This is a genomic window from Aquisalimonas sp. APHAB1-3 (assembly GCF_048323695.1).
Lineage (GTDB): Bacteria > Pseudomonadota > Gammaproteobacteria > Nitrococcales > Aquisalimonadaceae > Aquisalimonas.
The window spans coordinates 120,520-144,714 of sequence record NZ_JBLWFT010000005.1; the positions used below are offsets into that span (position 1 = coordinate 120,520).

Annotated in this window: 22 protein-coding genes and 1 tRNA gene; 1 reads left to right on the top strand and 22 read right to left on the bottom strand. The window is 65.2% G+C overall.

The window, feature by feature from the left end:
* Position 1: 1 nt before the first annotated feature.
* The 18 genes from ACNSTU_RS09995 to ACNSTU_RS10080 form a co-directional block, all read right to left on the bottom strand.
* Entirely contained in the window at positions 2-637 is a 636-nt protein-coding gene (locus ACNSTU_RS09995; protein WP_418212314.1) for an NADH-quinone oxidoreductase subunit J, read from the bottom strand.
* Between the two features lie 52 nt (positions 638-689).
* On the bottom strand, positions 690-1,178 hold the full coding sequence (gene nuoI, locus ACNSTU_RS10000; protein ID WP_290632058.1) for an NADH-quinone oxidoreductase subunit NuoI: 489 nt from the start codon (positions 1,176-1,178) through the stop codon (positions 690-692).
* Positions 1,179-1,190: 12 nt separating this feature from the next.
* Positions 1,191-2,213: an NADH-quinone oxidoreductase subunit NuoH gene (gene nuoH, locus ACNSTU_RS10005; RefSeq protein ID WP_290632059.1), complete on the bottom strand. Its 1,023-nt coding sequence runs from the start codon at positions 2,211-2,213 to the stop codon at positions 1,191-1,193.
* Positions 2,214-2,332: 119 nt separating this feature from the next.
* On the bottom strand, positions 2,333-4,738 hold the full coding sequence (nuoG, locus tag ACNSTU_RS10010) for an NADH-quinone oxidoreductase subunit NuoG (RefSeq protein WP_418212315.1): 2,406 nt from the start codon (positions 4,736-4,738) through the stop codon (positions 2,333-2,335).
* Positions 4,735-6,027 carry an NADH-quinone oxidoreductase subunit NuoF gene (nuoF, locus tag ACNSTU_RS10015; protein ID WP_290632062.1) on the bottom strand — a complete coding sequence of 431 codons (1,293 nt, stop codon included), beginning with the start codon at positions 6,025-6,027 and terminating at the stop codon, positions 4,735-4,737. The genes nuoG and nuoF overlap by 4 nt, the downstream gene beginning before the upstream one ends.
* Positions 6,028-6,030: 3 nt before the next feature.
* Positions 6,031-6,534 (bottom strand): NADH-quinone oxidoreductase subunit NuoE, encoded by a 504-nt coding sequence (gene nuoE, locus ACNSTU_RS10020; RefSeq protein WP_290632064.1) that lies wholly within the window; start codon positions 6,532-6,534, stop codon positions 6,031-6,033.
* Positions 6,531-7,784, bottom strand: a complete 1,254-nt coding sequence (locus tag ACNSTU_RS10025; RefSeq protein ID WP_290632066.1) for an NADH-quinone oxidoreductase subunit D — start codon at positions 7,782-7,784, stop codon at positions 6,531-6,533. The genes nuoE and ACNSTU_RS10025 overlap by 4 nt, the downstream gene beginning before the upstream one ends.
* Positions 7,777-8,508, bottom strand: coding sequence for an NADH-quinone oxidoreductase subunit C (locus ACNSTU_RS10030; RefSeq protein WP_290632068.1), 732 nt, complete (start codon positions 8,506-8,508; stop codon positions 7,777-7,779). The genes ACNSTU_RS10025 and ACNSTU_RS10030 overlap by 8 nt, the downstream gene beginning before the upstream one ends.
* 19 nt (positions 8,509-8,527) lie before the next feature.
* Positions 8,528-9,004 (bottom strand): NuoB/complex I 20 kDa subunit family protein, encoded by a 477-nt coding sequence (locus tag ACNSTU_RS10035; protein ID WP_091641038.1) that lies wholly within the window; start codon positions 9,002-9,004, stop codon positions 8,528-8,530.
* The gene (locus ACNSTU_RS10040) at positions 8,995-9,351 is read right to left on the bottom strand and encodes an NADH-quinone oxidoreductase subunit A (protein WP_290632071.1); all 357 of its coding nucleotides are present in this window, start codon (positions 9,349-9,351) and stop codon (positions 8,995-8,997) included. Before ACNSTU_RS10040 ends, ACNSTU_RS10035 begins: the two co-directional genes overlap by 10 nt.
* 181 nt (positions 9,352-9,532) lie before the next feature.
* Positions 9,533-9,617: transfer RNA gene (locus ACNSTU_RS10045), tRNA-Leu, on the bottom strand.
* Positions 9,618-9,724: 107 nt separating this feature from the next.
* The gene (gene secG, locus ACNSTU_RS10050; RefSeq protein WP_290632073.1) at positions 9,725-10,111 is read right to left on the bottom strand and encodes a preprotein translocase subunit SecG; all 387 of its coding nucleotides are present in this window, start codon (positions 10,109-10,111) and stop codon (positions 9,725-9,727) included.
* Between the two features lie 28 nt (positions 10,112-10,139).
* Positions 10,140-10,889: a triose-phosphate isomerase gene (gene tpiA / locus ACNSTU_RS10055; protein WP_290632075.1), complete on the bottom strand. Its 750-nt coding sequence runs from the start codon at positions 10,887-10,889 to the stop codon at positions 10,140-10,142.
* Between the two features lie 69 nt (positions 10,890-10,958).
* Entirely contained in the window at positions 10,959-12,296 is a 1,338-nt protein-coding gene (glmM, locus tag ACNSTU_RS10060; protein WP_290632077.1) for a phosphoglucosamine mutase, read from the bottom strand.
* A gap of 54 nt (positions 12,297-12,350) precedes the next feature.
* Complete coding sequence (gene folP / locus ACNSTU_RS10065) at positions 12,351-13,211, bottom strand: dihydropteroate synthase (protein ID WP_290632079.1); 861 nt, start codon at positions 13,209-13,211, stop codon at positions 12,351-12,353.
* Between the two features lie 25 nt (positions 13,212-13,236).
* Complete coding sequence (gene ftsH / locus ACNSTU_RS10070) at positions 13,237-15,165, bottom strand: ATP-dependent zinc metalloprotease FtsH (RefSeq protein ID WP_290632163.1); 1,929 nt, start codon at positions 15,163-15,165, stop codon at positions 13,237-13,239.
* Positions 15,166-15,274: 109 nt separating this feature from the next.
* Positions 15,275-15,895: a 23S rRNA (uridine(2552)-2'-O)-methyltransferase RlmE gene (gene rlmE / locus ACNSTU_RS10075; protein WP_290632081.1), complete on the bottom strand. Its 621-nt coding sequence runs from the start codon at positions 15,893-15,895 to the stop codon at positions 15,275-15,277.
* Entirely contained in the window at positions 15,882-16,172 is a 291-nt protein-coding gene (locus ACNSTU_RS10080; RefSeq protein WP_290632083.1) for a hypothetical protein, read from the bottom strand. Before ACNSTU_RS10080 ends, rlmE begins: the two co-directional genes overlap by 14 nt.
* Between ACNSTU_RS10080 and yhbY the strand changes: the two genes are divergently transcribed.
* Positions 16,171-16,473: a ribosome assembly RNA-binding protein YhbY gene (yhbY, locus tag ACNSTU_RS10085; protein WP_290632085.1), complete on the top strand. Its 303-nt coding sequence runs from the start codon at positions 16,171-16,173 to the stop codon at positions 16,471-16,473. The two genes, ACNSTU_RS10080 and yhbY, sit on opposite strands and share 2 nt — an antisense overlap.
* A gap of 262 nt (positions 16,474-16,735) precedes the next feature.
* Here yhbY and greA read toward each other — a convergent pair whose 3' ends face one another.
* The 4 genes from greA to relA form a co-directional block, all read right to left on the bottom strand.
* On the bottom strand, positions 16,736-17,215 hold the full coding sequence (gene greA, locus ACNSTU_RS10090) for a transcription elongation factor GreA (RefSeq protein WP_290637930.1): 480 nt from the start codon (positions 17,213-17,215) through the stop codon (positions 16,736-16,738).
* The gene (gene carB / locus ACNSTU_RS10095; protein WP_290632089.1) at positions 17,212-20,436 is read right to left on the bottom strand and encodes a carbamoyl-phosphate synthase large subunit; all 3,225 of its coding nucleotides are present in this window, start codon (positions 20,434-20,436) and stop codon (positions 17,212-17,214) included. Before carB ends, greA begins: the two co-directional genes overlap by 4 nt.
* A 66-nt stretch (positions 20,437-20,502) precedes the next feature.
* Positions 20,503-21,648: a glutamine-hydrolyzing carbamoyl-phosphate synthase small subunit gene (gene carA / locus ACNSTU_RS10100; RefSeq protein WP_290632091.1), complete on the bottom strand. Its 1,146-nt coding sequence runs from the start codon at positions 21,646-21,648 to the stop codon at positions 20,503-20,505.
* Positions 21,649-21,874: 226 nt separating this feature from the next.
* Complete coding sequence (gene relA, locus ACNSTU_RS10105) at positions 21,875-24,103, bottom strand: GTP diphosphokinase (protein WP_290632093.1); 2,229 nt, start codon at positions 24,101-24,103, stop codon at positions 21,875-21,877.
* Positions 24,104-24,195 lie beyond the last annotated feature (92 nt).

The following is a 24,195-nucleotide window of genomic DNA, read 5'->3' on the forward strand; positions in this document are numbered from 1 at the left end:
TTCACCTGTCCGGGTGTTCGTTATCGTTGCGCCCGTCGTCAGCAGTGCGCGGGAACTGCGCCTTGCGCAGCCGGTCTTCCTTGCGCACGCGGACCTGTTCCGCCACATCCTGATGCTTCACGCCGTCACGTCGCCGCAGCGTCAGCATGATCGACGCGATGATGGCCACCAGCAGTACAACGGCGGCCAGCTCGAAGGGATACACGTAGACCGTGTAGAGCACGCCCCCGAGCATGGAGGTATTCCCCGTATCCTCCGGGATCGGCATGGCCGGCTCGGGCATCTCGCCCGGGCTCATGGCGCCGGTATTCACCACCAGAATCATCTGCACGACGATGATCGCGGCGATGGGCAGCCCGATGTACAGGTGCCGGATGAAGCCTTCCCGCAATCGCGCCAGGTTGATGTCCAGCATCATGACGACGAACAGAAACAGCACCATCACCGCGCCCACGTAGACCAGCACGAGGACGATCCCCAGGAACTCGGCACCGGCGATGATCCACAGCACGGCGCTATTGAAGAACGCCAGCACCAGGAACAGCGCGGCATGCACCGGGTTGCGCGCGGTAATCACCATGGTCGCCGCGAAGATCAGCACCGCGGCGAAAACGTAGAACAGTAGCTTCTCGATCACGCGTTATCGCTCCCAGGAGTCTTGGTTCCGACCGGGCCCACCGCTGGTGCAATCACCGGAACGGCGCGTCCATGGCACGGTCGCGGGCGAGCTGCTCTTCATACTTGTCACCAATCGCCAGCAGCTGGTCCTTGGTGACGATGTTCTCGCCACGCTCTTCCATGTGGTACTCGAAGATGCGCGTCTCGACGATGGAGTCCACCGGACAGGACTCCTCGCAGAAACCGCAGTAGATGCACTTGAACAGGTCGATGTCGTAGCGCGTGGTACGGCGCGTGCCGTCCTCGCGCTGCTCGGAGTCGATGGTGATCGCCAGCGCCGGGCACACCGCCTCGCAGAGCTTGCAGGCGATGCAGCGTTCCTCGCCGTTGGGATACCGGCGCAGGGCGTGCAGCCCCCGGAAGCGCGGCGACTGCGGCGCACGCTCGTCCGGGTACTGAATCGTAACCTTGCGCGCGAACAGGTTGCGCCCGGTGAGCTTCAGCCCCAGGAGCAGCTCCCAGAGGAAGAATGTGCGGAAGAAATCGCGGACTGCAGTCATCACTACACCCAATCAGTCGAACCAGGGGCCGAAGCCGGTGAGTACCATCGCGGCCAGAACGAACAGCCACACCACCGTGACCGGAATCAGCACCTTCCAGCCCAGCCGCATGATCTGGTCATAGCGGTACCGCGGAAAGGTCGCCCGGAATGCCAGGTACAGGTACAGGAACAAGGCGATCTTCAGCACGAACCACACTAACCCCGGTACCCAGTCGAACATCGGCCCCAGCAGGGGAATGCCCTCGAACGGCGAGTACCAGCCGCCCATGAACAGGATCACGGCCAGGCCGGAGATCAGGATCATGTTGGCGTACTCGGCCAGGAAGAATACGGCGAAGGCAACGCCGGAGTATTCCACGTGGAAACCGGCCACGATCTCGGATTCACCTTCGGCCACGTCGAAAGGCGCCCGGTTCGTCTCGGCGACGCCCGAGATCCAGTAGACGATGAACAGCGGCAGCAGCGGCAGCCAGAACCAGGCCCACACGGGGCCCTGCTGCGCCTGCACGATGCCGCTCATGTTCAGGGTGCCCGCCGCCATGAGGACGCCCACCAGAGCGAAGCCCATGGCGATCTCGTAGGAGACGATCTGTGCGGCGCAACGCATGGCGCCCAGCATGGCGTACTTGGAGTTGGAGGCCCAGCCGGCAATGATTACGCCGTACACCCCCAGGGAGGTCATGGCCAGAATGTAGAGCAGGCCCGCGTTGATATCCGCCAGCACCATGCCCTCACCGAAGGGGATCACGGCCCAGGCCGCCAGGGCCGGCATGATCGACAGCAGGGGCGCCACCAGGAACAGGAACCGGTTGGCGTTGGTCGGCAGCAGCACTTCCTTGAACAGCAGCTTGAACACGTCCGCAAACGGCTGCAGCAGGCCGTAAGGGCCAACGCGATTGGGACCATTGCGCAGCTGAATGTAGCCGATCACCTTGCGCTCGGCATAGGTGAGATACGCCACGGACAAGATCAGCGGCCCGACGATCAGGCCGATCTTGAACAGGATCCAGAAGACTTCCATCAGTTCCGCCATGGGCTATTCGGTCCCCGTACATAGCCGGGCGCCAGCTCCGGGCCGGCGCCAAGTCAATTCAGCCGCGCCCCGCACCGGAGCCGCTGACTCGCCTTGTTCGTTCTGTTTACCTGCAGTGCTCAGAGCGCTTCGACGTCCACCGCCCCGAACATCGGCCCCAGGCCGCCGGTCGCGGCCAGCCCCGCGGGCACCCAGACTGTGCCGTCCGGGATTCCTTCATCAATGGTCAGCGCCAGTTCCGCCGTGGCACTCCCCTGCCTGACCCGGATACGCTCGGCGTGGACCACCCCGGCACGTTCGGCGGCCGCGCGGTTCATGCGCACGTGCTGCTCCGTGGCATGACGGGTCTGCTGCAGGGAGTCCGCCCGACGCACCAGCGCATCACCGGCATAGATCGGCACGAACCCGACCCGCGACAGCCCCTGGGCACCGGGTAGCGATTCCGTCGGTGCGCTCCAGGGCACCAGCGTCTCCACCGCGGGCGTACCACATGCCTGCTCCACGGCCTCGGTGACGGCATCCGGCGCGTCGTAATCGAAGCCATCCAGCTCCAGCACATTGCCGAGCACGCGCAGGACCTTCCAGGCCGGCCGTGCCTCGGCAACGGGCTGCGCCACACCGGGGAAGCCCTGCCACCGGCCCTCGGCGTTCACGTAGGTCCCGGCGGTCTCGCCGAAGGTGCCCACAGGCAGGAGAACGTCTGCATAGGCCAGCATCGCCTCGGAGACGAACGGCGTCAGGCAGACAACGCTGCCAGCCTGCTCCAGCGCCGCCCGCGCCGCCGCGCCATCCCAGCAGTCCAGTTCCGGCTCCACCCCGACCAGGAGGTAGCCACGCCGTGGTGCTACAAGCATTGCGGCGGCGTCCAGGCCGGTGGTTGCGGCAGGGACGGCCCCGCAGTCACGGTGCGGCACCGCGCCGGCGAGCCACGCGCCCGCCTGGTTGGCGCCGTCCGTGACCACACCGAAGTGGCTGCCGGTGACTTCGGCGATCAGGCTGCCGAGCATGCGCAGTGCGGCTGCCCGCGGATGCGCCTGGGCACCATTGCCGATGAACACGGCGCTGCGATCACCGTCACGGAGGCGCTCGGCAATGCCACGGTGGGTGTCGGTAACAGCCTGTCCGCCCAGAAGGGAGTCGAAGCCGTCCGGAGCGGTGCCACCACTGGCATCGAGCAGAGCCCTGGCCACCGCTGCCAGCTCCGCCACAACCGCATCGGGGGCGACCACGTGTTCATGGGCCAGGTCGTAGTTCAGCGCCTGCGCCCGGAAGCCGAGGGCCATGACCGCATCGCCGCGCAGCGCGATCTTGCGCAGACGGTGATTGAGCATGGGCTGGTCCCAGCGCGGCTCGCCGCCGATGATCAGTGCAGCATTCAGGCCCTCGACGGCATCCAGCTCGATGCCGAGAGCGGGGAATGCCGGCCGGCGTTCCTGGTCGGAGACGTCCACCTCCCGCAGGCGCGCGTCGATATTCGCGGACCCCAGGCCACGGGTCAGGCGGGCGGCCAGGTACATCTCTTCCAGGGTCGCATTGGGCGACACCAGCGTACCCAGCGCCTCGCCGCCGTCACGGGTGGCAACCCCCTTGAGGTGTTCGCCGGCGGCTTCCAGGGCCGTTTCCCAGTCGGCTTCCTGCCAGTTGCCATCTCGATCCCGCACCATGGGCACTTCCAGGCGGCCGTCGCTGTAGACGCCCTCGTAGGCGAAGCGGTCGCGGTCGGCAATCCAGCACTCGTTGATCGATTCATTCTCACGCGGTACGACGCGCTTGATGCGGCCGCGCACGTGATGGATCTGCACGTTGGAGCCGACGCAGTCGTGCGGCGACACCGAGGGATGGCTGAGCATCTCCCAGGCGCGGGCACTGAAGCGATAGGGCTTGGACGTCAGGGCGCCCACCGGGCACAGGTCGATGATGTTGCCGGACAGCTCGGAGTGCACCCCGGCCTCGACGAACGTGGAGATCTCCGTGTGTTCGCCGCGGCCCATGCCACCCAGTTCCCGGAAGCCCGCGACTTCGTCGAGGAAACGCACGCAGCGCGTGCAGTGGATGCAGCGGGTCATCTCCGTGGAGATGAGCGGCCCGAGATTCTCGTCCTTGACCGCGCGCTTGCGCTCCGTGAACCGGGACACGCCCCGGCCGTAACCCAGGGCCAGGTCCTGCAGTTCGCACTCACCGCCCTGGTCGCAGATCGGGCAGTCCAGCGGGTGATTGATGAGCAGGAACTCCATCACCCCTTTCTGCGCCTTGAGCGCACGCTCGGAGCGCGTGCTCACCTTCATGCCATCGGCCACTGGAGTGGCGCACGCCGGCAGGGGCTTGGGCGCCTTCTCCACATCCACCAGACACATGCGGCAATTGGCGGCCACGGACAGCTTGCTGTGGTAGCAGAAACGCGGGACGTGAATATCGGCCTTGTCCGTCGCCTCGATCAGCATGGAGCCCTTGGGGGCCTCCATTTCGACACCATCCACCTCGATGGTGACCATGTCCGGATTGGTTGCTTCAGCCTTGTCTGTCATGCGGCAGCCCCTGCAGCGTCGTCGACCATGGAGCGCTTGTGTTCGATGTAATACTCGAACTCCGGCCGGAAATGCTTGAGGAAACTCTGTACCGGCCACGCCGCCGCCTCACCGAAGGCGCAGATGGTGTGACCGGCGATCTGTCCGGCCGCGGCTTCGAGCAGATCCAGATCTTCCCAGCGCCCTTCGCCGTTGACGATCCGGCGCAGGACGCGGTACATCCAGCCCGTCCCTTCACGGCACGGCGTACACTGACCGCAGGACTCGGCGTAGTAGAACCGCGAGATGCGGCAGATGGCCTTGACCATGTCGGTGGTCTCGTCCATCACCATGACACCGCCCGAACCCAGCGCGGACCCGGCCTGGGCCAGGCTGTCGTAGTCCATGTCCAGGCCAAGCATGGTCTCGCCCGGCACCACCGGCATGGATGACCCACCAGGGATCACGGCCTTGAGCTTGCGGCCGCCGCGCACGCCACCCGCCATCTCCAGCAGGTCCTTGAACGGCGTGCCCAGCGGGATCTCGAAGTTGCCCGGCTTCTCGACGTGGCCCGAGACGCAGAAGATCTTGGTGCCACCGTTGTTCGGCTTGCCGAGATTCAGGAACCACTCGGCGCCGTTGCGCATCACCGCCGGCACGGAGGCGAGCGTCTCCGTGTTGTTGATGGTGGTCGGCTTGCCGTAGAGACCGAACTGCGCCGGGAAAGGCGGTTTGTAGCGCGGCTGCCCCTTCTTGCCCTCCAGCGACTCCATCAGCGCACTCTCTTCGCCACAGATATAGGCGCCGGCGCCGAAGAAGTTGTAGAGGTCGAAGTCGATGCCCGTCCCCTGGATGTTCTTGCCGAGATACCCCGCCTCGTAGGCCTCCCTGAGGGCCTCTTCCATGCGCTCGAACGGCTCGTGGTGAAACTCGCCGCGCAGGTAGTTGTACCCGACGGTCGCACCCATGGCGTAGGCGGCAATGGCCATGCCTTCCACCAGCGCATGGGGATTGTAGCGCAGGATATCCCGATCCTTGCAGGTGCCCGGCTCGGATTCGTCCGAGTTGCACAGCAGGTATTTCTGCACCGGCGCATTGCGCGGCATGAACCCCCACTTGATGCCGGGCGGGAAGCCGGCACCGCCGCGGCCGCGGAGTGACGACTGCTTCACGGTCTCGATGATGTCTTCCTGCGGCGTCTTCTCCTGCAGGATCTTCTCCCACGCCTGGTAGCCCCCGATCTTGCGATACGTCTCAAGACTCCAGGGCTCGTCGTAGGACAGCGTCTGATAGCAGACCTCGTTGACCATGGGTCACTCCAGATTATCGAGGATTTCGTCCACTTTCTCGGGCGTCAGGTGCGTGTGGTAGTGGCCGTCCACCACCATCATCGGACCGGCGCTGCACCCCGCCAGGCACTCCTCCTCGACCTTGAGGGTGATGCGGTTGTCCGGGGTGGTCTCGCCGAGTTTCACGCCCAGGCGCTTCTCGCAGTGCGCGACGATCTCGTCGGAGCCCATGAGCATGCAGGCGATGTTGGTGCACACATTGACCTTGTGCCGACCCACGGGCTCGGTGTCGAACATGCTGTAGAACGTGGCCACCTCGTAGACGGCCACGGGCGGCATGCCGATATGCTCGGCAACGGCGTCCATCAGCTCCTGGGAGAGGTAACCGCCGTTACCGTCCTGGGCGACGTGAAGCGCCGGAATCACCGCCGAGCGCTTCCCCTCCTCGGGGAACTTGCTCAGCCAGTGGTCAATCTGTTCGCGCTGCTCGGGCGTGAGCACCCGTTCGCTAAGGCGTTGCTCGCTCACCGGTCGATCTCCCCGAAAACGATGTCCTGCGTCCCGATCAGGGTCACCACGTCCGCCAGCATGTGCCCCCGGGCCATCTCGTCCATGGCCGCCAGGTGGGCGAACCCGGGCGCACGCACCTTGACACGGTACGGCTTGTTGGCGCCGTCCGAGACCATGTACACCCCGAACTCGCCCTTGGGCGCCTCCACCGCGGCGTACGCCTCGCCGGCGGGCACGCAATAGCCTTCCGTGAACAACTTGAAGTGGTGAATCAGGGACTCCATGTCGTCCTTCATTTCCTCGCGGGTCGGCGGCACGATCTTGTGATCGTCGATCATCACCGGCCCCGGATTCTGCCGCAGCCAGCTGACGCACTGCTTGATGATCCGCACCGACTGGCGCATCTCCTCGACCCGCACCAGGTAGCGGTCATAGCTGTCGCCATTGGTGCCGATGGGTACGTCGAAGTCCAGCTCGTCGTAGACTTCGTAGGGCTGCGTCTTGCGCAGGTCCCATTCCACACCGGAGCCGCGCAGCATGGGCCCGGTGAAGCCGAGCTCCAGGGCCCGTTCCGCGGACACCTGGCCGATCCCCACCAGGCGCTGCTTCCAGATGCGGTTGTCGGTGAGCAGCGTCTCGTACTCGTCGATGGCCGTGGGGAAGCGCTCGCAGAACTGATCGATGAAGTCGAGCATCGACCCCTGGCGATCCTTGTTCAACCACTCCAGGTCCTTCTCGCTGCGGAAGCGGGACGGCTCGTACTGGGGCATGCGCTCGGGCAGATCGCGATACACGCCGCCGGGCCGGTAGTAGGTGGCGTGCATGCGGGTCCCGGAGACCGCTTCGTAGAGGTCCATCAGGAACTCGCGCTCGCGGAAGCAGTACAGGAAGACCGTCATGGCGCCGACGTCCAGCCCGTGCGCCCCGAGCCACATGAGGTGGTTCAGGATGCGGGTGATCTCGTCGAACATCACGCGGATGTACTGGGCCCGCCGCGGCGGTGTCACACCGAGAAGCTTCTCGATGGACATGACGTACCCGTGTTCGTTGCACATCATGGACACGTAGTCGAGACGGTCCATGTAGCCGATGCTCTGGTTGTACGGCTTGCTCTCGGCGAGCTTTTCGGTGGCGCGGTGCAACAGGCCGATATGCGGGTCCGCCCGCCGGATCACCTCGCCTTCCATCTCCAGCACCATGCGCAGCACCCCGTGCGCGGCCGGGTGCTGGGGACCGAAGTTCATCGTGTAGGACCGGATATCAGCCATTGGAAGCGCTCTCCTCCGCGGCATCGGGGTCAGCGTAGCGGTTGTCGTCGCGGATCACCCTGGGGACCAGTACGCGCGGCTCGATGGTGACCGGCTGATAGACGACACGCCCCTTTTCCTCGTTGTAACGCACTTCCACGTTGCCGATGAGCGGGAAATCCTTGCGGAACGGATGGCCGACGAAGCCGTAATCCGTGAGGATACGGCGCAGGTCGGGGTGGCCGTCGAACACGATGCCGTACAGGTCGAAGGCCTCGCGCTCGAACCAGTTGGCGCCGGCCCAGATGCCCACCACCGAGTCGACCATGGGAAAATCATCGTCGGCGCAGTAGATGCGCACGCGCAGCCGCAGATTGCGGCTCACGGACAGCAGGTGATAGACCACGGCAAACCGGCGTCCGGTGTTGCTGGTGACGGGGTCCAGCCCGTAGACGCCGGTCAGGCCAAGGCGCGCAAACGTGTTGCCACGCACCCCGCGGGAGAAGCCCGCGCCGGATGCCTGCTCGGTAATCCACTCGTCCTGCCCCCAGGCGGCGTAGTCGACGCCACACAGATCGGTGAGCTGTTCGAAGCGGAACGTGTCACGCAACGTCTTCATGGTGGCGAAAAGCGCGTCCTGGGGCACTTCCAGGACGGTCTCGCCGAGCCGCTCACGGTACTCAACCTGGGCCTCGGGAAACGCATCCCTGAGGCTGTCTGCCAATGCTTTGTGCGCGTCGGCCATGGCCTGTGTTCCCTGCTAGCTAACGGGCGATCGTGTTGGTGCGCCGGATCTTGTTCTGGAGCTGCACCACACCATAGAGCAGCGCCTCCGCGGTGGGCGGACAGCCTGGCACGTAGATATCCACCGGGACGATGCGGTCGCAGCCACGCACCACCGAATAGGAATAATGGTAGTAGCCGCCACCGTTGGCGCAGGACCCCATGGAGATGACCCACTTGGGGTCGGACATCTGGTCGTACACCTTGCGCAACGCCGGGGCCATCTTGTTGCACAGTGTTCCGGCCACGATCATCACGTCGGACTGCCGCGGACTCGGACGGAAAATGATACCGAGGCGGTCCATGTCATACCGGGCCGCACCGCAATGCATCATCTCCACCGCACAGCAGGCGAGGCCGAACGTCATGGGCCACATCGACCCCGTGCGCGCCCAGTTGATGAGCTTGTCCGCCGAGGTGGTGACGAACCCTTTCTCGAGAACGCCTTCTACTCCCATTCCAGCGCCCCCTTCTTCCACTCGTAGAGAAAACCGATCAGGAGAATGAACAGGAAAAGCCCCATTGCCGCAAAACCAAAGAACCCGATGTCGTCGAGGACGATGGCCCACGGAAACAGGAACGCGATTTCCAGGTCAAAAATGATGAAGAGAATGGCCACAAGGTAGTAACGCACATCGAATTTCATGCGCGTATCCTCGAATGCCTCGAAGCCACATTCGTACGGGGAAAGCTTTTCGTCATTCGGGCGCCGCGGCCCGAGCACGAAACCGGCCACGATCAGTACTGCGCCGAGCCCCAGCCCCACGATAATGAACAGAAGAATCGGTAGATATTCTGCAAGCATCAGCCGGATCCCTCGCACGCCCGGAAATTGGTCAGGAGTGTGCGCGCATCCGCGCGCAAACCACCGCGGTTTCGGATTCCGCGCGCAGTGTAGAGCAGCCCACCGAGACTGTCAAATCCTAACTTATTGATTATAAAGGAAAAACGAGAACAGGCCCGGCGAAGCCGAGCCGATCGGTAGATGGTGCGGATGGCCGGACTCGAACCGGCACGGCTTGCGCCACTGCCCCCTCAAGACAGCGTGTCTACCAGTTCCACCACATCCGCAAGCAGGAACGGAATCCTAACAGACTCCCTCGTCTGGACCAAGCCTGTTGCATCGCAACGAGACCACATTGTGACCGTGCGCACACTCTCTGTGAGCACGTCAGGCATCACTCTTCCGGCGGTGCCGCAGGACCGTCGGCGGGACCTTCGTCGGGCGCTTCGGGCGCCTGATCGTCCGCCTCGGGGCCTTCACCCTCCACTGGCTCTTCGACCGGCGCAGCCGGCTCCTCGCCGGCACGGTCGAGAACGCTCCCGGGCCCGGCGTCCCGCGAGGCGAAAATCGCCAGCGTCAGACTGGTAATGAAAAACCCGGCCGCCAGAAGCCCGGTAATCCGCGACAGAAACGTCGCCGACCCCCGCGCACCGAACACCGTGCTCGAGGCACCGCTGCCGAAGGCGGCGCCGGCGTCGGCACCCTTGCCATGCTGCAACAACACCAGCACAACCAGCGCGATGGCGATGACGACGTGGAATATCAGAACAATCTGTGCCATGCAGGCCTCTTGCTACGAGTTGCGCGACCTACGGGGCACGCGCAACAATATTGATGAATTCATTCGCCTTAAGCGAGGCGCCGCCAACCAGCGCACCATCGATGTCGGCCATGGCGAACAACTCCGCCGCGGTCTCCGGCTTGACGCTTCCGCCATAGAGGAGGCGCACCTGGGTCGCCGCGGCGCCGTGGCCCGCGAGCCGCGCTCGAATGAACGCGTGGGCCGACTGCGCCTGCTCCGGTGTGGCCGTCCGCCCGGTTCCTATGGCCCAGACCGGCTCATACGCCACGACGCTGCGGGTCAGTGCGTCACCGTCAACATGCTCCGCCACGGCATCAATCTGCGCGGCCAGCACGGCTTCCGTGTCACCGTTTTCCCGCTGCTCCAGCGTCTCACCGACACACAGCACCGGCGTCACTCCGTGCCGGATCGCGGCCGCGAAGCGAGCCGCAACCAGCGTATCCGATTCACCGTAATGGAGGCGCCGCTCGGAATGCCCGACCAGGGCGTGGAAGCAGCCAAGGTCGGTGAGCATATCAGCCGCGATCTCACCGGTATAGGCGCCCTGGTCCTGGTCGGCGACGTTCTGCGCTCCGACTGTGATGACGGACCCCTCGGCCAGTCGCACAACGTCGGGAATGTAGACGGCCGGCGGCAGGACGAGCACATCGGCCCCCTGACCGTCACCGAGTCCATCCCGGATGGCCGTCATCAGCGCCCGAACGGTTGCGCGGGAGCCATGCATCTTCCAGTTGCCGGCAACGAGTGGTCGCCTCATGAGGTCGCCTCCAAGCGACTGAAAAGCAGCCGCGAATCATAGCCGAAGGACAGGGGGCTTGTCACGGTTTCACGCCAGGGCACGCCCGACCGCGTCGGCCAGTTGCTGGCTGTAGCGCTCCACCAGTTGGGGATCCTGCCCTTCGACCATGACCCGAATCACTGGCTCGGTCCCCGAGGGGCGCAGCAGCACGCGTCCCCGGCCGTCCAGCTCGCGTTCCACCGCTGCGACGTCGTCCTCCAGGGTGGCAAGGTCGTCAGCCCGCGCACGCCGCGCCACGGGAACGTTGATCATATGCTGCGGGTACTTGGTCATGCCGCCACGGAGCGCGTCAAGTGAGGTTTCCGTGCGCACCATGCACTCGAGCACCTGTAGCGCGGAAACAATGCCGTCGCCAGTGGTCGTACGATCGAGACAAACTACGTGGCCGGACGACTCGCCGCCCAGCACCCCGCCCTCCTGCCGCAGCAGCTCCAGTACGTAGCGATCGCCAACCCTGGCCCGGCGGAAGGCGATCCCTTTGTCGGTCAGTGCATGCTCCAGGCCGAGATTGCTCATGAGCGTGCCCACAACGGGGCCGTGCAGCTTGCCTGCAGCGCGTCGGGCACTGGCAATGACGTAGAGGATCTCGTCACCGTCAACAATACTGCCGGCGGCATCCACCATGATGAGACGGTCGCCGTCGCCATCGAAGGCGATGCCGGCGTCGGCGCGGTGCTCCCGAACGGCCTGCTGCAGAGCGGCGGGACTGGTGGAACCGCAGTCGACGTTGATGTTGAGGCCATCAGGACGGTCTCCCAGGGTGACCACTTCCGCTCCCAGCTCGCGGAACACCTCGGGTCCCACGTGGTAGGTGGCGCCATTGGCGCAGTCCACCACCAGCCTGAGGCCACTCAGCCGCACGTCACGCCCCACCGTGCTCTTGCAGAACTCGATGTAGCGCCCCGGCGCGTCGGCAAGTCGCGTGACCTTGCCCAGTTCGGAGGAGGCCACGGTGGTCAGCGTGGCGTCCATCTCTGCCTCGATCGCCGCTTCGGCCGCGTCGTCCAGCTTCTCGCCGTCGTGGGAGAAGAACTTGATGCCGTTGTCTTCGTGGGGATTGTGGGACGCGCTGATGACAATGCCGGCGCCGGCGCGCAGGGTATTGGTGAGATAGGCGATCGCCGGCGTGGGCATGGGACCGAGCAACCGGATATCGGCCCCGGCGGCCGACAACCCGGCCTCGAGGGCGGACTCGAACATGTAGCCGGAGATGCGGGTATCCTTGCCGATGAGCACCAGGCGACGGTCACGCCGCGACAGTACCCGCCCCAGCGCCCAGCCCAGCTTCAGGACGAAATCGGGAGTAATGGGGTGTTCACCGACACGGCCACGGATGCCGTCGGTGCCGAAGTATTTGCGTGTCATGTCCGTCTCGTCATGCAGGTCGGCACGGCCAGGCATGGCCGCCGTGTTGTTTAGTCAGGACAGCAAAGCGCCGGGATCCCGGGCCGCGGCGACCACGGCCATGGCGTCCACGGTGGCGGCCACATCGTGTACCCGGATCAAGCCAGCGCCACTCCACGCCGCCAGCGTCGCTGCAGCGGTACCGGCGTGCAATCGCTGATTCACCGGCCGATCCAGCAGCTTCCCGAGCATGGACTTGCGCGACATGCCCACCAGCACGGGAACGCCGAGATCGCGAAAGCGGCCCAGCTCGCCAAGCAGGCGGTAGTTCTGCTCCAGAGTCTTGCCGAAGCCGAACCCGGGGTCCACCACTAGACGGTCGCCGGAGATGCCGGCGTCGGCGCACGCCGCCACCCGCTGTTCAAGGAAGCGGTAGACGTCCTCGACCACGTCGTCGTAGACGGGATTCTGCTGCATGGTCCGGGGCTCGCCCTGCATATGCATGAGACACACGGGCAGACCGGAGTCCGCGGCCGCCTCCAGCGCCCCTTCCGCGCGCAGGGCAAAGACATCATTGATCATGCCGGCCCCTGCCTCGGCGACGGCGGTCATGACCTCGGGCTTGGAGGTATCCACGGAGACGGGCACATCGAGCTCGTCAACGAGCACCTGCAGTACGGGCAGAACACGGTGGAGCTCTTCCTCCAGCGGAACGCCTTCCGACCCGGGCCGGGTCGACTCACCACCGATATCGATGATGTCGGCCCCTTCGGCCACCAGCCGGCGAGCCTGGGACAGGGCGTCTTCCGCCGTCAGATACCGGCCACCATCGGAGAAGGAGTCGGGCGTGATGTTGACTACGCCCATGACCCGCGGCCGGTCCAGTACCAGCGACCGACCGCCGCAGTCCAGGACAGGCGCCTCGGCGCTCGCCATACGGTGCCTCCGTGCGTCGTCCGCCTCAGTGCTCACCGGCCGGCGAGCCGATCCGGCCGTCGTCCGAATCGTCTCGGCCCGATACCGGTTCCGCGTCCGGCCCGCCCGACGATGACCCGCCCTGCTGATCGTCACTCCAGCCGCGCGGTGGCCCCACGGGGCGGCCGTTCATGATGTCGTCGATCTGCCCCTTGTCGATGGTCTCGTACTTCATCAACGCATCGGACATGGTGTGCAGTTTGTCCATGTAATCAAGCAGGATCTGCTTGGCGGAGCTGTAGTTGGAGTCGATGATGGAGCGGATCTCCTCGTCGATGGCGTGGGCCGTCTCGTCGGAGACCTGCTTCTGCTTCTGCATGGCCTGACCGATGAAGACTTCGCCATCATCCTCGTTGTAGGCCAGCGGCCCCATCCGCTCCGACAGCCCCCACTTGGTGACCATGTTGCGGGCGATCTGGGTCGCTCGCTCGATGTCGTTGGACGCACCGGTGGTCACCCGCTCGGAGCCGAAGATCAGCTCCTCGGCGATACGGCCACCGAACAGCGACGTGATCATGCTGTTCAGCCGCTGCTTGGAGTAGCTGGTCCGGTCCTCCTCCGGCAGGAACATGGTCACGCCCAGGGCACGGCCACGGGGAATGATGGTGACCTTGTGCACCGGATCGTGTTCCGGCGTCACCAACCCGACGATGGCGTGCCCCGCCTCGTGGTAGGCGGTCAGCTTCTTGTCGTCCTCGTTCATGACCATGGAGCGGCGCTCGGCGCCCATCATGATCTTGTCCTTGGCGCGCTCGAAGTCCTCCATGTCCACTTCGCGCTTATTGCCGCGCGCCGCGAACAAGGCGGCCTCATTGGCCAGGTTCGCCAGGTCCGCCCCGGAGAATCCGGGCGTGCCGCGGGCGAGAATGAACGGATCCACGTCGCGGGTAAGCGGCAGCTTACTCATGTGCACCTTGAGGATCTGCTCGCGCCCGCGCACGTCCGGCAACGGCACGGTGACCTGACGGTCGAAACGGCCGGGGCGCAGCAGCGCCGGGTCGAGCACGTCGGGCCGGTTGGTGGCGGCGATGACGATGACGCCCTCATTGCCCTCGAAGCCGTCCATCTCCACCAGCAGCTGGTTCAGGGTCTGCTCGCGCTCGTCGTGGCCGCCTCCCATGCCGGCCCCACGCTGGCGGCCCACGGCGTCGATCTCGTCGATGAAGATAATGCAGGGCGCATGCTTCTTGGCCTGGGAGAACATGTCGCGCACGCGCGAGGCACCCACGCCCACGAACATCTCCACGAAGTCGGACCCGGAGATGCTGAAGAACGGCACCTTGGCCTCGCCGGCGATGGCGCGCGCCAGCAGCGTTTTACCGGTGCCCGGCGAGCCCACCATCAACACGCCGCGGGGAATCTTGCCACCGAGGCGCTGGAACTTGGAGGGATCCCGCAGGAAGTCGACCAGCTCGCCGACCTCCTCCTTCGCCTCTTCCACACCAGCGACGTCGTTGAAGGTGACCTTGACCTGCTCCTCGGTCATGAGCTTGGCCTTGCTCTTGCCGAAGGACATGGCGCCGCGGCCGCCGCCGCCGCCCTGCATCTGTCGCATGAAGTAGATCCACACGGCAATGAGCAGCAGGAACGGCGTCCACGAGATGAGGATCTGCAGCAGCATGCTGCGCCCTTCCGCCTCCTCGCCGTCGATTTCCACCCCGTGATCGAGCAGCGTGCCGATCAGTGCGCGGTTGTCACTTTCGGGGCTGAAGGTCCTGAACTGATCACCGCCGGTGGTAGTCCCGGTGATCTCCTGACCCCGGATGGTCACATCGCGCACGCCATCCCGCTCAACCTGCGCGAGGAAGTCGGAATAGGTGACTTTGTTCGTGGTCGTGGTCCGTTCCTGAAAGTTGCTGAATACGGACATCAACACGACCGCGATGATGACCCAGAGAATCAGGTTCTTGGCCATGTCGTTCAAGGCGTGGCACCTCGGCTGTTGCGCTCCGCCCGTACACACGATCTCGGGCAGGAGCCTTGGGGTAAACGGATGCTGCTCGGAAGCTGTCGCTGGAACAGTACTACAGGCGCGATTCCCGGGCCAACAAGTACACTTCCCGGCTCCGGTCGCGCGAGGCGCTGGGTTTGCGCGTCATGACACGGCCGAAGCCGCCACGCAGCTCTTTCAGGTAGGCATCGAAACCCTCTCCCTGAAACGTCTTGACCAGAAAATCGCCGCCAGGTTTCAAATGCGCTCTGGCAAACTCCAGTGCCAGCTCCGCCAGATGCATGGAGCGGGGCTGGTCCACGGCGTTCATACCACTGAGATTGGGGGCCATATCGGACATTACAAGGTCTACCGGCCCGTCGCCGACAGCCTCCTGGAGGACGGCCAGACCCTCGTCGGTGGTGAAGTCCGCCTGCAGCACGATGACATCGCGCAATGCGTCCATGGGCAGGATGTCCAGGGCCACGGCCTTGCCATTGCCGTCCAGGATCTCGCCCGCCACCTGCGACCAGCCCCCCGGCGCCGCCCCAAGATCCACCACGCGCATGCCGGGGCGGATGATGCGGTCCTTTTCCTGGATCTCCAGCAGCTTGAATGCCGCCCGGGAGCGGTATCCCTGCTTCTGCGCTGCCTTGACCCAGTTATCGCCAAAGTGCTCCTGCAACCAGCGGCTGCTGCTCTTACTCCGACTCATCGACCGCCTCCGGGGCATTGTCGCGGATGCGCCGCACGGCCCGCCGCGTGCGCCAGACCAGCCAGCCACAGGCCAGCACGGAGCCCGTGAACAGCACGATCACCTCGCCGGACCGGGACAGCTCCGCCACGGCCACCACGAACCACAGGCAGGCCAGCAGCAGCAGGACCACGGCCAGGTCCATCTTCACGCCGGGAAGGAGAATACGGTGAGCGGGCTGCTCGCCCCGTGCTAGACTCCCGTCCCGATTTTCGGCTTCCTTGGACTGATCAGGCATGACACAGCTGAATGAACAACAGAAACGCCACCTGCGGCGGCTGGGCCACCAGCTCAAGCCGGTGGTGCGTATGGGCGGGGCCGGCCTGACCCCGAACGTGCTGCACGAGATCGATCAGGCGCTGGACGCCCACGAACTGATCAAGGTCAAGATCTCCGCCGACGATCGCGCCGGTCGCAAACAGTTCATCGACACCATCTGCAGCGACATGGACGCCGAACTCGTCCAGGCCATGGGCAACGTCGCGCTGCTTTTCCGGCGCTCACGCATCGAGAAGAAGCAGCGCATCGCATTACCGTAGCAACCCGGCCCATTGCGGCATTGTCGCAGAACGAACCTTCACACGACCGTATTCTTCGTCGGGCGGACCTTCAGGTCCGCCGTCACCGGACAGGCCGGCCTGGTGGACGATTCGCGGCCGAAACGGTGGACCTGAAGGTCCACCCTACGGGTTGCCGGGAACGCAGCGCAGGAGCGGCGCAAGCGGCGACCATTGCAGAGCCAGGCATAGCCGGCCCCGACAACATCGCGGCTGAAGCCACTCCCACGAGGGCGTACACGGCTCAGCCCTCGTAGCGCACCTTCACGATCTCCAGCTCCCGGGTGCCGCCCGGGGCCTCCACGGCGGCGATATCCCCCTGGTCCTTGCCGATCAGCGCCCGCGCGAAGGGCGACTGCACCGACAGCAACCCCTGCTTGATGTCCGCCTCGTCCTCGCCGACGATCCGGTAGGTCAGCTCCTCCTCGGTATCCACATCCACCAGCTCCACGGTGGCACCGAAGATCACCCGCCCGTTGTTGGGCATGGTGGTCACGTCGATGATCTGGGCGTTGGAGAGCTTGCCCTCGATATCCTTGATGCGCCCCTCGACAAAGCTCTGCTGCTCCCGCGCGGCGTGATACTCGGCGTTCTCCTTCAGGTCACCGTGTTCACGCGCCTCGGCGATGGCTTCGATGATGCGCGGACGCTCCTCGTACTTGAGCTGATTCAGTTCCTCGCGCAGCTTCTCGGCACCACGGGCAGTCAGGGGTACCTTGCTCATACAGTGGCCTCCTTATGGAGCGTCTGCAGCCGGTTGACGTCTTCCAGGTCCAGCTGTTCCATGGCCAGCACCGTGGCACGGGCGCCGGCAATGGTGGTCGTGTAACTCACTTTGTGTTGCAGGGCCTCGCGCCGGATCGAGTAGGAATCCGCGATGGCCTGCCGCCCTTCCGTGGTGTTGATGATCAGGTCGATCTCGTCGTTCTTGATCGCATCGACGATGTGCGGCCGTCCCTCGCGCACCTTGTTGACCGTCTCGCAGGCGACACCCGCCTCATTGAGCCATGCCGCGGTGCCGCTGGTACCCACCAGGGTGAAGCCGAGGTCGCGCAGGCCGCGGCCCACGTCCAGGGCGACGGCCTTGTCCGCGTCCCGCACACTGATGAAAACCTTGCCCGCCCTGGGCAGGTTCACGCCGGCGGCCAGCTGCGACTTGGCATAGGCCGCACCGAAGTTATGACCGATACCCATGACCTCGCCGGTGGATTTCATCTCCGGGCCGAGAATCGGATCGACGCCCGGGAACTTGATGAACGGGAAAACCGATTCCTTCACGGAGTAGAACGTCGGCACCACCTCGCGGGTGAGGCCCTGCTGTTCCAGGGTAATCCCCACCATGCACCGTGCCGCCACCTTGGCCAGCGGGATGCCGGTGGCTTTGGAGACGAACGGCGCCGTCCGCGCGGCCCTGGGGTTTACCTCCAGAATATAGATGGCGTCGCCCTTGATAGCGAACTGGGCGTTCATCAGCCCCACCACGTTGAGCCCACGCGCCAGCTGACGGACCTGATCCCGCAGGCGGTCCTGGATGGCCTGGGAGAGCGTATAGGGAGGCAGCGAGCACGCGGAGTCGCCGGAGTGCACACCGGCCTGCTCGATATGCTCCATGATGCCGCCGATCAGCACGTTCTCGCCATCGGAGACGGCGTCGATGTCCACTTCCACGGCGTCGTCCAGGAAGCGGTCCAGCAGCACCGGCGAATTGTGGGAGACCTTCACCGCCGCAGTCATGTACTGCTCCAGCTCCTCCGGGCCGTACACGATTTCCATGGCGCGGCCGCCAAGCACGTAGGAGGGCCGCACCACCAGCGGGTAACCGATCTCGGCGGCCAGCTCGAACGCCTCCTGCGGCGTGCGCGCCAGGCGGTTGGGCGGCTGCTGGATGCCGATCTTCTGGATCAGCTGCTGGAAGCGCTCACGATCCTCTGCCAGGTCGATGGAATCCGGCGCCGTGCCGATGATCGGGGCACCGGCGGCCTCCAGGTCTCGCGCCAGCTTCAGCGGCGTCTGCCCGCCGTACTGAATGATCACGCCCTCGGGTTTCTCGGTGTTGATCACCTCCAGCACGTCTTCCAGCGTGAGCGGCTCGAAGTAGAGCCGGTCGGAGGTGTCGTAGTCGGTGGAGACCGTCTCGGGGTTGCAGTTGACCATGATGGTCTCGTAGCCGTCGTCCCGCATGGCGAAGGCGGCGTGGACGCAGCAGTAGTCGAACTCGATGCCCTGGCCGATGCGGTTGGGGCCGCCGCCGAGCACCATGATCTTCTTGCGGTCCGACGGCTCCGACTCGCACTCCTCCTCGTAGCAGGAGTACATGTAGGCCGTGGCGGTGGCGAATTCCGCGGCGCAGGAGTCCACGCGCTTGTAGGCCGGGCGCACATTGAGTTCATACCGCCGGTTGCGGATGTCCGCCTCGCTCACCCCCACCAGTTCGGCGATGCGGCTGTCGGAGAACCCGCGCCGTTTCAGCGCGAACAGGGTGTCGAAGTCCAACGCTTCGAAGCCTGCCGCCCGGGCAACGGTCTCGCCGTGGATGATGTCTTCCATCTGCGCCAGGAACCACGGGTCGATGGACGTGAGCTCGTAGACCTCCTGTACGGTGAACCCGGCCCGGAAGGCATCGCCCACGTAGAAGATCCGCTCGGGGCGCGGCTTCTTGAGCTCGTGGCGTAGCCGCGTGGCCACGTCTTCGCCGTCCGGCTCGATCACGCAGGGCGACAGCCCGTCGACACCGGTCTCGAGACTGCGTAGCGCCTTCTGGAACGATTCCTGGAACGTCCGACCAATGGACATGGCCTCGCCCACGGATTTCATCTGTGTGGTCAGGTTCGGCTCCGCCTGGGGGAACTTCTCGAAGGTGAACCGCGGCGCCTTGGTGACTACATAGTCGATGCTCGGCTCGAACGAGGCCGGGGTGGCACCGCCGGTGATCTCGTTGCGCAGCTCGTCCAGGGTGTAGCCCACGGCCAGCTTGGCAGCCACCTTCGCGATGGGGAAGCCGGTAGCCTTGGAGGCCAGCGCCGAGGAACGCGACACGCGGGGGTTCATCTCGATAACCACAAGACGGCCGTCATCGGGGTTGATGGCGAACTGGACGTTGGAGCCGCCGGTCTCCACGCCGATCTCGCGCAGCACGTCCAGAGACGCGTTGCGCATGATCTGGTATTCCTTGTCCGTGAGCGTCTGCGACGGCGCCACGGTAATGGAGTCACCGGTATGCACGCCCATGGGATCCAGGTTTTCGATGGAGCACACGATGATGGAGTTGTCCGCCTTGTCGCGGACAACCTCCATCTCGAACTCCTTCCAGCCGAGGATGGACTCCTCGATCAGCAGCTCATTGGTGGGAGAGAGGTCGAGACCGCCTTCACAGATGGTCACGAACTCTTCGCGGTTGTAGGCGATGCCGCCGCCGGAGCCGCCGAGGGTGAACGACGGCCGGATGATGGTGGGGAAGCCGATGCGCGACTGGATGTCCATGGCCTCTTCCATGGAATGCGCCACCTCGGCGCGCGGCGTGGCCAGGTTGATGCGCGCCATGGCCTCCCGGAACCGGTCGCGGTCCTCCGCCATGTCGATGGCGTCCTTGGTGGCACCGATCATTTCCACGCCGAAGCGCTCCAGCACCCCGTGACGGTCCAGGTCGAGGGCGCAGTTCAGCGCCGTCTGGCCGCCCATGGTGGGCAGCACGGCATCCGGCTTCTCCTGTTCGATGATGCGCGAGACCACGCTCCACTGAATCGGCTCGATGTAGATGGCATCGGCCGTTTCCGGGTCGGTCATGATGGTGGCCGGGTTGGAGTTCACCAGGATGACGCGGTAGCCCTCTTCGCGCAGGGCCTTGCAGGCCTGAACGCCGGAGTAGTCGAACTCGCACGCCTGGCCGATCACGATCGGACCGGCGCCAATGATCAGAATGCTCTGGATGTCGGTACGCTTGGGCATGATTTCCTGCTCGTCTCTCGCGGTGCGCGTTAGGTGGCGCAGCCGGCACGCGGCCGGCGATGCGGTTCAGGCGCGGTAGTCCCGGATCAGCTCGACAAAGTGCGCGAACAGCGGGCGCACGTCGTGGGGGCCGGGGCTGGCTTCGGGATGCCCCTGAAAACTGAATGCCGGCCGGTCGGTACGGTGAATCCCCTGCAGCGAGCCGTCGAACAGCGACCGCTGGGTCGGGCGCACGTTGGCCGGCAGCGAGGCCTCGTCCACGGCGAACCCGTGGTTCTGGCTGGAGATCATCACCCGGCCGGAGTCGAGATCCTGCACCGGATGGTTGGCCCCGTGGTGGCCGAACTTCATCTTCACCGAGCGCGCGCCGCTGGCCAGCCCCAGGAGCTGATGCCCCAGGCAGATGCCAAAGCTCGGCACACCTGCGTCCACCAGGGTGCGAATCGCCTCGATGGCGTAATCGCAGGGCTCCGGGTCGCCGGGGCCGTTGGAGAAGAAGACGCCGTCGGGGTCCATGGCCTGGACTTCGAACGCGGGCGTCCTGGCCGGCACCACCGTCACGCGGCAACCATGATCTACCAGCATGCGCAGGATGTTCTGCTTGATGCCGTAGTCATAGGCCACCACGTGCCAAGGCAGATCGGCATCGTTACGCTCGCCGGCATCGGCGCGGCCAAGATCGAGGTTCCATGACCCCTTGCGCCATTCATACATGGTGTCGGTGGATGCGGTCTGCGCCAGATCCATGCCCTTGAGGCCGGGGAAGTCCTTCGCCGCCTGGATGGCGGCATCCGGGTCGACCGCATCGCCGGCCATGATGCAGCCGTCCTGCGCCCCCTTCTCGCGCAGCAGCCGGGTGAGACGGCGGGTATCAATGCCAGCAATGGCGACGACACCGCGGCTGGCCAGGTATTCCCCCAGATCCTCGGCGTTGCGCCAGCTGCTGGAGCGCAGCGGCAGATCACGAATGATCAGGCCGGCAAGCTGCGGGCCGTCCGATTCCTCATCCACCGGGTTCGTGCCGGTGTTGCCCACATGCGGGTAGGTGAGCGTGACCAGCTGCCGGCTGTAGGACGGGTCGGTGCAGATCTCCTGGTAGCCGGTCATGGCCGTATTGAACACCACCTCGCCGGCACTGAGCCCGTCGGCACCGATGGACTCCCCACGGAACAGGGTTCCGTCTTCCAGCGCAAGAATAGCCGGCTTACTCAACTGCCCCTCTCCTTACATCGTGTTAACCGTGGGGGGCCGCAGGCCGCTGACTCGCCGCCCGGATCAGGCGGGCACTCGCAAAAACGGGAGGAATCATCGAATGACCCCTCCCGCTTCGACACACCAGTAGCCGGCCCCCGCGAAGTGGCGAATATTTTACTGCAATCACGCATGAAGTGTCCATGCGCGGGAACGACTTACGTCCGGCCACGGCGCTGACGCGCGGTCAGGTCTTGCGCCGCACGTCACGAACATTGCGCAGCGTGGCAATGCGGTCCATGAGGCGGCTCATCTGGGTGACGTCACCGATTTCCACCGTCAGCGTCATGCGCGCCTGGTGATCCTGGCTGCCGGTGGCCGTATTCACTCCGGTAACGTTGACCTTCTCGTTGGTGAGAATGGCAGTAATGTCGCGCAGCAACCCCTGCCGGTCGTAGGCATCCACCTGGATGTCCACCGGATACTTCTGCTCGGAGTGGCGGCTCCAGCTCACGTCGATGATGCGCTCCGGCGCCGTTTCCATCAGACGGCGGACGTTCTTGCAGTCGCGACGGTGGATGGTGACGCCCTCGCCACGGGTGATGAATCCCACCACGGGATCGCCCGGCGCCGGTTTGCAACACCCCGCCTGCCGCGTCAGCAGGTTGCCGACGCCGTAAATGGAGACCTCGTCGGTGTGCTCGCCGCCGGCGGGGGCGGGGCCCTGGGGCAGCGCCTCCGCGGGATCGCGCCGCGGCAGGACGTGGTCTCCCACCAGGCCTGCCAGATAACCGCTGCTGATATCGCCGCGGCCAATGGCGGCAAGAAAGTCATCCATGCCGTTATAGCGGCTCTTGTCGGCCAGCTTCTCCAGGTTCATGTCCTGGACGCCGAGGCGGTGGAGTTCGCGATCCAGGATCTGGCGGCCGGCGGCCACGTTCTTGTCGTGATCCTGCTGGCGGAACCAGGCACGCACCCGGGAGCGCGCACGGCTGGTGCGCAGGTAGCCGCGGGAGGAGTTCAGCCAGTCACGGCTGGGCGTGCCGCGACGGGAGGTGAGAATCTCCACCTGATCGCCGTTGCGCAGTTCATAGGTCAGCGGCACCATGCGGCCGTTGACCTTGCCGCCGCGGCATCGGTGGCCCACGTCGCTGTGGATGTAATAGGCGAAGTCCAGCGGCGTGGCCCCCTTGGGCAGATCCAGCACATCGCCCTTGGGGCTGATGACGTAGACACGGTCCTCGAAGATCTCGGCCTTGAAGCGGTCGATGAAGTCGTCGCCGGCACCGTCCTCGCGCCCCCACTCCAGCAGTTGCCGCAGCCATGCCAGCTTCTGCTCGAAGCGAGCGTCGCGGCTCTGGCCGCCTTCCTTGTAACGCCAGTGGGCGGCCACACCCAGCTCCGCCTGCTCGTGCATCTCCCAGGTGCGGATCTGCACTTCCAGCGTCTTGCCCTCGGGCCCGACCACGGCCGTGTGCAGCGACTGGTAGTCGTTCTCCTTGGGCGTGGTGATGTAGTCGTCGAATTCCTTGGGGATGTGCCGCCAGAGGCTGTGCACCACCCCGAGGGTGGCATAGCAGGACGCCACATCCCGCACCATGACCCGTACCGCGCGGATATCGAACAGCTCGTGGAAACCGAGCCCCTTGCGCTGCATCTTCTTCCAGATACTGTAGATATGCTTGGGCCGGCCGTAGACGTCGGCTTCGATGCCGGCGCGCTCGAGTGCGGCATTGAGCTGGTCAGTCACTTCACGGATGTAGCGCTCCCGGTCCTGGCGCTTCTCCCGCAGCAGGCGTGCAACACGCTTGTAGGTCTCCGGCTCCAGGTAGCGGAAGCAGAGGTCCTCCATCTCCCACTTGACCTGCCAGATCCCCAGGCGGTGGGCCAGCGGCGCGTAGATATCGCGCGTCTCCCGTGCCACGCGCTGCTGCACCGATTCCGGGTGCCCGCGAAGGGTGCGCAGGTCATGCAGGCGCTCCGCCAGCTTGATGAACACAACACGGATATCCTGCGCCATGGCCAGCAGCATCCGGCGCAGGGCATCGGTCCGGGTGGTGGTGTCGTCATCGTCCGTGGTTTCGTCGCGGGCGTCGTCATGCAGCTCGCTGATGACGTCCATGCGGCCCACACCGTCCACCAACGCCGCCACATCGTCGCCGATCCGCGCACAGCAGCCTGCCCACTGGTTGCGGCTGCAGACTACCGGGCCATCGTGGAGCAGACCGGCAGCGATGCTCTGGGAATCCAGCTTCAGCCCCGCAAGAATGCTTGCCACCGCCAGCGAATGCTCGAGATACGACTCGCCGGAGTGGCGCACCTCGCCATCATAGGTCTCCACGGCTACCGACCAGGCCGTACGCAGGAGCTCGCGTTCGTCCTCCCCCGCCTCGGGCAGCACGCGGTCCAGCCACGCGTCCGGCGACGGCGTGCCGTGGGCGAACAGATCGCTGATATCGTCGGTTACGCTGACCATCGCTCTACCACCACAGATGCGGGCAATCCCCCGCCTTTTCCAGAACGGCGCGTATTGTACGCCATCCTGGCGCCGGAATACCGGCGCATTCA